At 67.4% G+C, this 11819-nt stretch carries 9 protein-coding genes and 1 pseudogene; 9 read left to right on the top strand and 1 reads right to left on the bottom strand.

Annotated elements, in window-relative coordinates; translation table 11 throughout:
* Window positions 1-55: 55 nt before the first annotated feature.
* The 9 genes from DS079_RS14565 (at window position 56) to DS079_RS14525 (ending at window position 10850) form a co-directional block, all read left to right on the top strand.
* A complete protein-coding gene (locus tag DS079_RS14565; protein WP_234695668.1) occupies window positions 56-1930 on the top strand; it encodes a cytochrome c oxidase assembly protein in 1875 nt (624 codons plus the stop codon).
* On the top strand, window positions 1927-4200 hold the full coding sequence (locus DS079_RS14560; protein WP_010552341.1) for a heavy metal translocating P-type ATPase: 2274 nt from the start codon (window positions 1927-1929) through the stop codon (window positions 4198-4200). The genes DS079_RS14565 and DS079_RS14560 overlap by 4 nt, the downstream gene beginning before the upstream one ends.
* 207 nt (window positions 4201-4407) lie before the next feature.
* Window positions 4408-4785: a Cd(II)/Pb(II)-sensing metalloregulatory transcriptional regulator CmtR gene (gene cmtR / locus DS079_RS14555; protein WP_053917220.1), complete on the top strand. Its 378-nt coding sequence runs from the start codon at window positions 4408-4410 to the stop codon at window positions 4783-4785.
* A 407-nt stretch (window positions 4786-5192) separates the two neighbouring features.
* Window positions 5193-6920: a heavy metal translocating P-type ATPase gene (locus DS079_RS14550; RefSeq protein ID WP_306609766.1), complete on the top strand. Its 1728-nt coding sequence runs from the start codon at window positions 5193-5195 to the stop codon at window positions 6918-6920.
* Window positions 6899-7549 (top strand): DsbA family protein, encoded by a 651-nt coding sequence (locus DS079_RS14545; RefSeq protein WP_010552338.1) that lies wholly within the window; start codon window positions 6899-6901, stop codon window positions 7547-7549. The genes DS079_RS14550 and DS079_RS14545 overlap by 22 nt, the downstream gene beginning before the upstream one ends.
* Window positions 7550-7598: 49 nt before the next feature.
* Window positions 7599-8201, top strand: a complete 603-nt coding sequence (locus DS079_RS14540; RefSeq protein ID WP_269366800.1) for a vitamin K epoxide reductase family protein — start codon at window positions 7599-7601, stop codon at window positions 8199-8201.
* Between the two features lie 49 nt (window positions 8202-8250).
* Window positions 8251-8850 (top strand): TlpA family protein disulfide reductase, encoded by a 600-nt coding sequence (locus DS079_RS14535; protein ID WP_010552336.1) that lies wholly within the window; start codon window positions 8251-8253, stop codon window positions 8848-8850.
* On the top strand, window positions 8847-9686 hold the full coding sequence (locus tag DS079_RS14530; protein ID WP_029361016.1) for a cytochrome c biogenesis CcdA family protein: 840 nt from the start codon (window positions 8847-8849) through the stop codon (window positions 9684-9686). Before DS079_RS14535 ends, DS079_RS14530 begins: the two co-directional genes overlap by 4 nt.
* Window positions 9687-10022: 336 nt before the next feature.
* Window positions 10023-10850, top strand: a complete 828-nt coding sequence (locus tag DS079_RS14525) for a C40 family peptidase (RefSeq protein WP_010552334.1) — start codon at window positions 10023-10025, stop codon at window positions 10848-10850.
* 286 nt (window positions 10851-11136) lie between these two features.
* Here the strand turns inward: DS079_RS14525 and DS079_RS14520 are convergent.
* Window positions 11137-11688: pseudogene (locus DS079_RS14520) on the bottom strand (transposase); the annotation flags it as partial.
* Window positions 11689-11819: the final 131 nt, after the last annotated feature.

Genomic DNA, 11819 nt, shown 5'->3' with positions numbered 1-11819 from the left:
GCAGAGAGTAGTACTCCTGGCGGTGGGCTCGCTCCTCCTAGCGGCGCTACCCGCGGTGGCAGCGAACCTGCTCAGCGGCCCGGCCGTCTATGAGGACATACACCGGGAGTTCCCCGGGCTCGGGACAGCCGTGGTAGCTGCAGGTCTGCGTGGCGCCGCCGATCTCGCAGCACTGGTCTCCCTGGGCGCCGTCGTCGCGGTGCTGTTTCTGCATCCGCGCTCTATCCGCTCGGCAAGCAGTGTGCGGTTCGGCCCCGACCTGACCCTCCTTACCTGGGCTTCGGGCGCGTGGGTCGTACTGGCGGCGGCGAACGTGATCGTCTCGGCGCCCGAGTCCAACGGCCTCGGGATGGGCCGTCTCTTGGAGCCGGGATCGTTTGGGCCGCTCTACATGTTCGGCTACATGCCCCGGGCATGGACCGTCACACTGGTCGGGGCCCTGGTCCTGTGGCTGTGCTCCTACTGGGGTACACGCTGGACAACGCTGCTGCCGGGTCTGTGGGCGGGAATCGTCGGCGCATTGGCGCCGGTGGTGGTGGGGCAGATCCTCGTCGGCCCGGACCACGACATCGGTGGAGATGCTGGTGCACTTCAGGTCATCGCGGGTGGGGTGTTGCTGGGCCCGATCCTCGTCACTGCGGCATTGCAGGTCATCCGTCATGACGAGGGTGGACGGCTGCCCCTGTTAGTGGGACGCGTTTCCCGCATGGGCTTGGTGGGGGCGGCTGTCGTGCTTGTGACGGAGCTGGTGGTGACGTGGTTCAAGCTCGCCGGCACCACCCCTTGGGGCTCAGTGACCGGTGTCCTCGCTCTAGTGCGTTTGGCGCTGCTGGTCGCGCTCATAGTGGCGCTCGTGGTCATGCAGCGCCGGAGCGTGCACAGGATGGCGGTCCCGGCCCTGCTGATCATCATGTGGGTGGCGATCGGTGCGGCGATGACTCGCATTCCGCCGCCGCAGTACTTCGTGCCCACGAGCATCCCGCAGGTGTTCATGGGGTTCGAAGTCCCGGATGCGCCAACCCTCGGGACGCTGATGAGCACGTGGCGGCTCAACCTGCTGTTCGCCGTCCTCGCGGTCGCCGGTATCGCGTTCTATCTCGCGATGGTGATCGCCCTGCGCCGGCGCGGCACGAGCTGGCCGATCAGCCGCGTGCTGTTGTGGTGCGGCGGCTGGCTGGTCGTCCTCGCGGCCACGAGCTCCGGGTTCGGGAAGTACTCCGCCCCGGACTTCGGCGTGCACATGGTGGTGCATATGAGCCTGTCCATGCTCGCTCCGATCCTCCTGGTCCAGGGCGGGGTGATCACTCTGGTCCTGCGTACCGCGCGCGTGGATCGACGGCGGGCGGGCGTGCACTCCTGGGTGACGCAGATCCTGCACTGGCGACTGCTGCGCGTCCTGTACCACCCGGCGTTCGTGTTCATTATCTTCATCGGCTCCTACTACGGCCTGTACTTCACCCCCCTGTTCGAGACGATGATGAGTGTTCACTGGGCACACCAGCTGATGAACCTCCACTTCCTGGCCACGGGGTACGCGTACTACAGCCTGATCATCGGCGTGGACCGTCCCCCGCGGCCCCTGCCGCACATCGGGAAGCTCGGCTACACCTTCGCTGCGATGCCCTTCCACGCCTTCTTCGGCGTCGCGATCATCTCGGCCCCTTCGTTGTTCGCAGAGAACTACTACCGATCTCTGGCTCTGCCCTGGGCGGACCTCGAGCGCTCCCAGCAGACAGCAGGCGCGGTGGCCTGGGCAGGCGGGGAGATCCCTCTGATCATCGCAATCGTCGCACTGTGCATCCAATGGGCGCGTCAGGACGACAAGGAGGCCCGCCGACGGGATCGGCACCTCGACCGCGGCCTGGACACCGAGTTCGACGCCTACAACGACATGCTCAAGAAACTCTCGGACAGGGAGCGCACACGATGAACCACACCCCCACCGCCCTGGCCGCCCCGCCAGCCCTCTCCCTGGAGGAGCGGTACACCTTCGACATCTCCGGGATGACCTGCGCGGCGTGCGCGAACCGCATCGAGCGGAAGCTCAACAAGCTCGACGGCGTCAGCGCCACCGTCAACTACGCCACCGAGCGCGCCGTCGTCACGGGCATCGCCTCCCCGGCTCAGGCGGTCGAGGTCATCCGCGGCGCCGGCTACGACGCGGCCGAGCACGACGACCAGGACGACGAGTGGTCGCGCCGCGCCAACGAGAATCGCATCGTGACCCTGCGGCGCAGGCTCATCACCGCAGCTTTGCTCACCGTTCCGCTGATGGACCTCACCATCGCCCTCGCACTCGTGGAGCAGTGGCGGTTCCCCGGCTGGGAGCTGCTGTGCGTCCTCCTCGCGGTCCCCGTGGTCACGTGGGCGGCCTGGCCCTTCCACCGGGCCGCCTGGCGGAACCTGCAGAACCGCTCCGTCAGCATGGACACCCTGGTCTCCCTCGGCATCGTCACCTCGTTCGGCTGGGCCCTCGTCGCGATGATCGCCGGGATCGAGCCCAGCGACGGCGTGTGGCTCGGCATCGGAGAGGTCCCCGACGGCGCCAACGCCCTGTACCTCGACGTCGCCGCGGGACTGACGACCTTCCAGCTCGCAGGCCGCTACTTCGAGACCCGCAGCCGGCGCCGCGCCGGCGACGTGCTCAGCGCGCTGTCCGCCCTCGGGGCACGAGAGGCCCGCCGCCGACGAGACGGGGTCGAGACGATGGTGCCGGTCGAGGAGCTCCGCACCGGCGACATCGTGCTCGTACGCCCCGGCGAGACGATCGCCGCCGACGGCCGGGTCATCGAGGGCACCGCCTCCCTCGACACGGGCGCCATGACCGGAGAATCCCTCCACCGCACGGTCGGTCCGGGCGACGAGGTCATCGGCGGCTCCGTGTCCACGGACGGGATCCTCGCCCTCGAGGCGACTCGAGTGGGTGCCCACACACAGCTCGCGCAGATGGCCGCGATCGCAGAGCAAGCGCAGATCCGCAAGGCCCAGGTCCAGCACCTCGTCGACGCGGTGGTGCGCGTGTTCGTCCCCGTCGTCCTCATCCTCACCGTGCTCGTCGCACTCGCCTGGCTCCTCGCCGGCGCTGACGTGTCCACTGCGGTGACCAACGGGATCAGCGTGCTGATCATCGCCTGTCCCTGCGCCCTCGGCCTCGCCACCCCTACCGCGCTCATGGTCGGCGTCGGGCGCGGCGCGCTGCTTGGGGTCCTGGTCAAGGGACAGGACGCGCTGGAAGCCAGCGGCAAGGTCACCACCGTCGTCCTGGACAAGACCGGAACCCTCACGCTCGGCGCCCCGCGCGTCGTCAGCATCCATGCAGACGGGGTCACCGCAGAGCAGCTCATGCGCCTGGCTGCCGGCGTCGAAGCGGCTTCCGAACATGCCGTCGCCGAAGCACTCCGCACCCGCGCCGCGACCATGGTCGCCGACATCCCGACAGCTACCGATCACATCGTTTCCCCCGGCCACGGGATTAGCGCCACGATCGACGGGGAGAGCATCGCTGTCGGCAGCCGGGCCTTCCTGCGCGAGCTCGGCGCCCACGTCGGCGAAGCGCTGGCGCAGACCGTCGCAGATGCCGAAAGGGCAGGGCACTCCACCGCGCTGGTCGCACGGGGCACGGAGGCGATCGGGGTGATCACGCTCTCCGACGTGATGAAGGAGGACGCCGCGGAGGCCGTCGCCGCGCTGCACGAGCTCGGGCTGCGAACTGTACTGCTGACGGGAGACACTCCGGCAGCCGCCGAGCGGGTCGCCGACTCTCTCGGGATCCCGGAAGTCCGTGCCGGCGTCCTCCCCACGGAGAAGGTCGCCGTGATCGAGCAGCTCCAGGACGAGGGGCACCGGGTCGCCATGGTCGGCGACGGCATCAACGACGCTCCCGCCCTCGCGGCCGCCGACCTCGGGCTCGGGATCGTCACCGGCACCGACGTCGCCCTGAAGTCGGCCGACATCATCCTCGTCCGGGATGATCTCTACTCGATCGCCGACGCCATCACCCTCGCCCGCGCCACCCACCGCACCATCCGCACCAACCTGATCTGGGCCTTCGCCTACAACATCGCGGCCATCCCGATCGCCGCCGCCGGTCTGCTGAACCCCCTGATCGCTGCCGCTGCAATGTCCCTCTCCTCCGTCTTCGTGGTCCACAACAGCCTCCGACTCCAGAACGTCACCTCACTCCGGCCGACACGAAGGTAAGGAAGGGCACTAGACCACTCCACCAGATCCGATCATTCATGCGAGTAACCCGCCGCGGTGTACCGTGCTCATCCTGAGAATCGCCCGGCCAAGCTAGAGGGCTGCAGCAACACGGCCATCTACATGAGAACTGCGGCGGCGGGGAGAGAGGTCGCCACTACTGGTCATCGCTTGCTGACTGGTCACTGCACACTGTATGGTCACCGCATGCTGACTATAGCTACGCAGCTCGATGTGATGAATCGGCTTGGCCGCGCCATGGCCGACCCCACGAGATCGCGCATCCTGCTCTCTCTTCTCGATCGTCCGAGCTATCCAGCAGCCCTCGCCGATGAGCTGTCGCTGAGCCGCACGAACGTCTCCAATCACCTCTCCTGCCTGCGTGGATGCGGGATCGTGGTGGCGACACCTGAGGGTCGGCGCACCCGCTACGAGATCGCCGATGGGCACCTCTCCCGGGCGCTTTCCGCGCTGGTCGAGACCGTGCTCGCCGTCGACGACGGCGCCCCTTGCACCGACTCGGACTGTGACGTCCCTCTGTGCTGCAACTCCCCTATCCCCGCCGCTGAGGAGATCGCCAGATGAGCGATGAGTGCTGCGGCCCCGCCCGTCCCGCTGCTACTACCCGGACTCCGCTTGCTTTCTCACCACCTCCGGCCCCCGATGGGGAACCCTGCTGCGGCCCCGCAACGGCGTCGCAACCAGCGGAGGACGGGGATGCGTGCTGTGGGAGCACTGCCCCGGCACCAATCGGCGAGCCGCTTGAGGTAGAGCGTTCGACGCCTTGGTGGCGCGACCGCTCCCTTCTGCTTCCCGTTACTGCCGGGGTCCTGTGGGTCGCCGGTCTGCTAATCGACTGGGCGAACTTCGAGCTGGCGGCCCTGGTCGTGCATGTCCTGGCCCTCCTTGCCGGGGCCTGGACGTTCGTGCCCGGCACGTTGCGGCGCCTTGTGCAGGGTCGCGGCCGGGGCCGGCTTGGTGTGGGTCTGCTGATGACGATCGCTGCAAGCGGGGCTGTGCTGCTCGGTCACGTCGGTGAGGCGGCGGCTCTCGCGTTCCTGTTCTCCCTGGCCGAGGCGCTCGAGGACCGTTCGATGGACCGTGCGAAGCAGGGTCTCCGCGCGTTGCTCGCCCTGATGCCGGAGACCGCCCGGGTCCGGCGGCCCGACGGGCCTCGGACCGTTCCCGCCGCAGAGGTCAGCGCCGGGGATGTGCTCCTGCTGGGTGCCGGCGATCGCGTGGCCACTGACGGCGTTGTCGAGACCGGTCGCTCATGGGTGGACACCTCGGCGATCACTGGGGAATCCATCCCCGTCGAGGTGGGGCCCGGGGATGAAGTTCATGCCGGCTCCGTGAACGGCTCCGGCTCGATCTCGCTACGGGCCACGGCAGACGGACGCGACAACTCCCTCACCCAGATCGTGCGCCTGGTCGACCAGGCCCACGCCGCCAAGGGCGAGCGGGCACGCCTCGCCGACCGCATCGCTCGGCCCCTGGTTCCCACGGTGCTCGTGGTCGCCGTGCTCGTCGCCCTCGTCGGCGTCGTCACAGGTGATCCGATGACCTGGGTCGAACGCGCTCTGGTGGTGCTGGTGGCCGCTTCTCCCTGCGCTCTCGCGATCGCCGTCCCGGTGACCGTCATTTCCTCGATCGGCTCTGCCAGCAAGCTCGGTGTGGTCATCAAGTCCGGCGCCGCTTTCGAGCAGCTCGGCACGATCCGCACCGTGGCCCTGGACAAGACAGGCACCCTCACCCGCAACCAGCCGTGCGTAGTGGATGTCGCCGTCACCGAGGGGCACAGCGATCTTGATGTTCTCGCAATCGCCGCGGCACTTGAGTCCGTCAGCACCCACCCGCTGGCCACCGCAATCCTCACTGCCGCTTCCGGTTCGTCGGTGCAGGCCGACGACGTCCAGGAGATTCCCGGTCACGGCATCACCGGCACGATCCGGGGAGGCGTGGTGCGCGCGGGAAGTCCTCGCTGGATCACCCCAGGTGCTCTCGGGGACCAGACTCGAGACATGGCCTCCCAGGGCATGAGCGTGGTCATGGTCGAGGAGGACTCCCAGGTGATCGGCGCGATCGGGATCCGCGACGAGTTGCGCGCTGATGCGGCCGAGGCCGTTGCCGCCCTGCACGCCCAGGGGATCCGCACCGTGATGCTCACCGGCGACAATGAGCTGACGGCCCGGGCGATCGCCGCAGAAGCCGGGATCGACGAGGTCCACGCAGAGCAGCTGCCCACCGATAAGGCCTCCCATATCCGCCATCTGACCGCACAGAGCCCAACCGCGATGATCGGCGACGGCATCAATGATGCTCCCGCGCTCGCTTCAGCAAGCGTCGGCATCGCCATGGGAGTGACCGGGACGGCCGCTGCGGTGGAGTCGGCCGACGTCGCGTTCACCGGCACGGACCTGCGCCAGCTCCCCGCAGCCTTGGCCCATGCTCGTCGGGGACGTCGCATCATGACGGGGAACATCGGCCTCGCGCTGGCGATCATCGTGGTGCTGTTCCCGCTGGCCCTCTTCGGAGTGCTGGGACTCGCTGCCGTGGTGCTTGTGCACGAGGTGGCCGAGGTGGTCGTCATCGCGAACGGCATGCGCGCCGCGCGGGCCGAGGGAGTGCACTCGCAGGGGACACCCAGCCGCGCCGGGCAGGATAACCGCGAGACGCCCCCCACCCGAGAGGCCGCCGAATGCGCCGCAGCACAAAACTGACCATCGGACTGCTTGCCGTCGCGGCGCTGATGCTCGCGGGATTCCTCATCGTCCCCGACACCGGGCGCGACACGACAGCGGATGAAGACGCGTCGGATGCACCGACCTCTCAGCTCGTTCGAGAGGACAGCCCCCGACTCTCGGAGGGAAGCAGCGACGTCGTCTTCGTGGAGTACCTCGATTTCGAGTGCGAAGCATGCCTTTCCCTGTACCCCACCGTCGAGGAGCTCCGCGCCGAGTATGGAGACCGTGTCACCTTTGTGGTGCGGTACCTGCCACTGCATGGAAACTCTGTCGAGGCTGCCCAGGCCGCGGAGGCTGCGAAGGAGCAGGGCGAGTTCGAGGCGATGTACAAGGCCCTGTTCGACAATGCTACCGAGTGGGGACACCAGGAGACGTCCCAGCGTGAACTCTTCTTCTCCTACGCGGAGGAGATCGGGCTGGACATGGAGCGGTTCGAGCAGGTCTACGACGACCCCGCCACGACCCAGCGCATTGAACAGAGCGCCGCGGACGCCGAGGCTCTCGGCGTGACCGGCACCCCCACGTTCTTCGTCGACGGGAAGCCGCTGGAGCCCACCCGTGTCGAGGACCTCACGAACCCTCTCGATACCGCTCTCGAGGGCTGAGGCGGTGTCGACCGCGTCTGGCGCCGGAGAGGCGTCACGGGGGGACATCGTGACCGATGCAGAAACTCGGCCGCGCCTCGGTCTCGGCCTGTTGTTCACGATCACCGGGGGAACAGGCCTGGTGATGGCCGTCGTGCTGCTGGTCGAGAAGATCGCGCTGATCGAGGACCCCGCCTACGTCCCCTCCTGCAGCCTCAACCCGGTCCTGTCCTGCGGATCAGTGATGTCCACCCCTCAGGCCTCGGCCTTCGGCATTCCCAATCCGATCCTCGGCATCGCCGGATTCTCCGCCGTCTTGGCCCTAGGCACAGCTTTCCTGGCTGGTGCCCGCATGGCGCGCTGGATGAGCGTGGTCATTCAGGTCGGTGTCACGTTCGCGATGCTGTTCGTGCATTGGCTGATCGGCCAGAGCCTGTACGAGATCGGGGCGCTATGCCCCTACTGCATGGTCGTGTGGGCGGTGACGATCCCCCTGTTCTGGTTCACCACCCTCCACCACCTGCGCCGCTGGACCCGCGGGGCCGCACCCGTCACGCGTCGAACCGTTTCGCTACTGATCGAGTTCCGGCTCCCGGTGCTCGTGGCCTGGTACCTCGTGATCTTGTCTCTCATTGCAATGAGATTCTGGGACTACTGGTCCACGGTGCTCTGACCCCTCCCCACTCATCTGTCCGTCCCCCTCGACCGGAAGGAGTACGTCCATGCGCTCCCGCTCTCGGCGGCAGCTGCTCCATGCCACAGGGCTCGCTGCAGCCATCGGCCTGGCCACGGCCTGCAGCAGCGAGGACACCAGCGACCGCTACGACTCCGAGAACTCCGGATACGTCTCCGGCAACGGTGTCACCACAGAGATCGCTCCCGCCGACCGTACGGAGCCAGTGGAGTTCTCCGGGACCACCTACGACGGCGACGAGTTCGACTCGATCGAGCACCTCGGCAACGTGCTCGTGGTGAACGTATGGTATGCCTCCTGCCCACCGTGCCGGGTCGAGGCACCTGACCTCCAAGCCATCCATGAGGAGTACACCGACCAGGGCGTCGTATTCATCGGCATCAACCTCCGCGACGAGGCGGGGCCCGCCCAGGCCTTCGAGGAGAACTACGGCATCACCTACCCCTCAATCCCCGATCAGCAGTCCGAGATCCTGTACCAGCTTCGTGGACATGTCGCACCCAATGCCGTCCCCACGACCCTCGTCCTCGATCACGATGGACGGGTCGCTGGCCGGATCTCCGGAGCGATCGATCCCTCGATCCTGCGTGCGATGCTCGACGGCGTTCTCGAAGAGGCTGCCGAGTGAGCGGGGGCGGACTCGCTGAGACCTTCCAGTCGATCGCCCTGTCGGGCTCTCTCATGCTGGCAGTCGCGGTGGCGGCGATCGCGGGACTGATCGCGTTCCTCTCACCGTGCGTGCTGCCGATCGTGCCCGGCTACCTCGGCTACGTCTCCGGGCTCGCGGGCCAGAACACGGGGATATCTGCATCACCCCGCAAGGATCCAGGTACTGGCCGGAAAACCGCTCGAGGTGAGGCTTACCGAGCGGGAACTGGACGAATGCTGGGAGGCAGCGCTCTATTTGTTGCGGGATTCACAGTAGTTTTCATGGCTCTCGGCGGATTCGCCGGGGCGATGGGATACCTGCTTCAAGCTCACGCCGAATGGATCAACCGCATCGCCGGCCTCATCGTCATCTTCATGGGAATCATTTTCATGGGTGCCCTGCCTCGGTTTTCAGGGAACATCCGGGTCACGAAGAGACGGCCCGACGCAGGCCTCCTGGGCGCCCCGCTGCTCGGGTTCGTCTTCGGGCTCAGCTGGACCCCGTGCATCGGCCCCACGTACGCCGCGATCATCGCCCTCTCCCTCGACTCAGGAGCAGAGGGCTCCGGAGCGACACGCGGTGCCGTCCTAGCTCTCGCGTACTCCCTTGGCCTAGGCATCCCCTTCGTGATCAGCGCCCTCCTTCTCGACAAGGCGATGGGCGTGAGCAGGGCCCTTTCGCGACACCGACGACTCCTCGGGATTCTCTCCGGCGCGCTGTTGATCACCATCGGACTCCTTCTTCTCACCGGGACGTGGGCCACCTGGATGGATCACCTGCAAGGCTCCATCGCCACGTTCCAGCCAGCCGTGTGAACCCCGCGGAGCCTTTGGCGCCACCTGCCGAGAACGTTTCGCAGTACAGAGCCCGGGCGTCGGACGACCGACGTGACACACACACCACCGAGACGCCGGACTCAAGTAAAGAGAACGTATGGAGACTCGGGCCGATGCGTCCTCGGTTCAAGAACTGGTGAAGTCATCAGCCAAGGTCTCCCTCGAGTGTTCCCCAAGCCCGCGCCCGTCGGTATGTTGGTCTTACCGGTTACGAGGTACGAGAGTTTCTTCCCGATACTTGCACTGCTTTTGCGTTGCCGCGACCCAATGCCCGAATCTCCCCGAACATTTCGGGGATCATCACGGAGAACATTCATGGCCACGAGCAATTCCCACCGCGCGCCTGGCCGCGCAATCACCCCCCTCCGCCACAGCGGACGCGCCCTGCGTGGCACCGGAGGCGCGGCCGTCCTCGGCACCGTGCTGCTCGGCTCCGCCTTCGCTGGCGGCACCGCCCAGGCAGCCCCTGCTGTCCCCGCGTCCACCCCCGCCGTGGCCTCGCCGGCTGCTGCGCCCGCCGCCCCGACCCCGGCCAAGGCGCTCCATTCCTCGAAGAAGCTCCGCTGGGGCTCCCAGGGATCTTCGGTCGAGAAGCTCCAGTCCGCGCTGAACAAGGAGGGCGCCTCGCTTGCTGTGGACGGCAAGTTCGGGAAGCTCACCCACGGCGCGGTGAAGGACTACCAGCGAGACAACGGCCTCCAGGTCGACGGCGTCGTAGGCCCCGAAACCCGCGGCTCACTCAATGGCGGCGCGTCCGTCGGCGGCGCAGGCACCTCCGTCCCGACCCAGGGCGCATCCTCGTCCTCCAGCAGTGGTGAGGCGATCGTCGACGCCGCGCGCACCCAGATCGGCGCCTCCTACTCCTGGGGCTCGAGCAAGCCGGGCGTGAGCTTCGACTGCTCCGGCCTGACCCAGTACGCCTACAAGCAGGTCGGCATCGACCTCCCCCGCACCTCCGGCCAGCAGGTCGCCGCGGCGACCCAGATCTCCAAGTCCGAGGCCCAGCCAGGCGACATCGTCGTGTGGCCCGGCCACATGGGAATCTACGCAGGCGGCGACAAGGTCGTCGATGCGGGTCGATCCCCCGGCGCCGTCACCGAGCGCACGATCTGGGGCAACCCCACCTTCATCACCTTCCGCTGACCCCAACAGCGCTGAGCGACGTGCAGTCCCCTTCGACGACGGGCTGCACGTCGCTCGTGGTTCTGCGGGTGGTGAAGACGCGGAAGTCCAGCGCCTCCATCGCGGCTGTTCATGGCGCGGGCAACGCAACGGGAAGCATGCAGCGAAGACGCCTCCGGCGATCGCGGCGCGGCGTTCGATCCAGCGAAGGCGCAGCCAATGGGCTCTTGCCCTGATGAAGGTGGCGGTGCCGACCAGCGCACACCTGGTGTCCTCAGCGCGGACGAGCGCGTCCAACTCCGTGCAACTATGGACCCGCCGGGTCAAGTCCCTGGAAGTGGTGTAGCGATCCTTTGCTGAGAGGGCAGGCGGTCAGTGCGGGCAGGGGGTTAGTGGTGACCTCCTCGGTGCTGGTGTCAGGGACGAGAGTGAGGCGGCAGCGAGTGAGAACGTCGAGGCCGAGATAGCGGGGTCCTTCGGCCCACTCGTCGGCCTGTTCGGCCAGGACCGCGCCGACAAGACGGACGATCGCCTCGCGGGTGGGGAAGATGCCGACAGAGTCCGTGCGGCGGCGGATCTCCTTGTTCAGCCGTTCGGTGGGGTTGTTCGACCAGATCTGGCCCCACACGTCCTTGGGGAACACTGTGAACGCGAGGAGGTCCGCGCGGGCCGCGTCGAGGCGCTCTGCCACGGCCGAAAGCTTCTCGCTGACATAGTCCAGCAGTCGGTCGAACTGGGCGTTCACCATTGCGGCGTCGGGCTGGTCATAGACGCCGTGCAGCATCGCTTTCACCGCCGACCACATGCTCTTCGGCGCCACGGCCACGAGGTTCGCGGCGTAGTGCCTGCGGCACCGCTGCAAGCCCGTTACCTTGTGAGCACCCCGATGGACGGGGTCTGGTCGCTCGGCCGGGTATGGCTATGTTGCCCTGCCATCAATGGTCCGGGGGGGTGTTGCCGCCCGGTCGAGAGACACGCGTTGACCGCTGA

Origin of the sequence: Brachybacterium paraconglomeratum, from assembly GCF_003994255.1 — a bacterium.
In the GTDB taxonomy this organism is placed as follows: domain Bacteria; phylum Actinomycetota; class Actinomycetes; order Actinomycetales; family Dermabacteraceae; genus Brachybacterium; species Brachybacterium conglomeratum.
The sequence above is the reverse complement of the archived record's forward strand: the minus strand, read 5'-3'. Positions and strand labels throughout refer to the sequence as shown.

Excerpts from the sequence above, each read along its gene's own strand:
- DS079_RS14545 (WP_010552338.1), top strand. The coding sequence starts at position 6,899 with ATGCGCCGCAGCACAAAACTGACCATCGGACTGCTTGCCGTCGCGGCG.
- cmtR (WP_053917220.1), top strand. The coding sequence starts at position 4,408 with ATGCTGACTATAGCTACGCAGCTCGATGTGATGAATCGGCTTGGCCGC.
- DS079_RS14560 (WP_010552341.1), top strand. The coding sequence starts at position 1,927 with ATGAACCACACCCCCACCGCCCTGGCCGCCCCGCCAGCCCTCTCCCTG.
- DS079_RS14525 (WP_010552334.1), top strand. The coding sequence starts at position 10,023 with ATGGCCACGAGCAATTCCCACCGCGCGCCTGGCCGCGCAATCACCCCC.
- DS079_RS14535 (WP_010552336.1), top strand. The coding sequence starts at position 8,251 with ATGCGCTCCCGCTCTCGGCGGCAGCTGCTCCATGCCACAGGGCTCGCT.
- DS079_RS14550 (WP_306609766.1), top strand. The coding sequence starts at position 5,193 with ATGACGATCGCTGCAAGCGGGGCTGTGCTGCTCGGTCACGTCGGTGAG.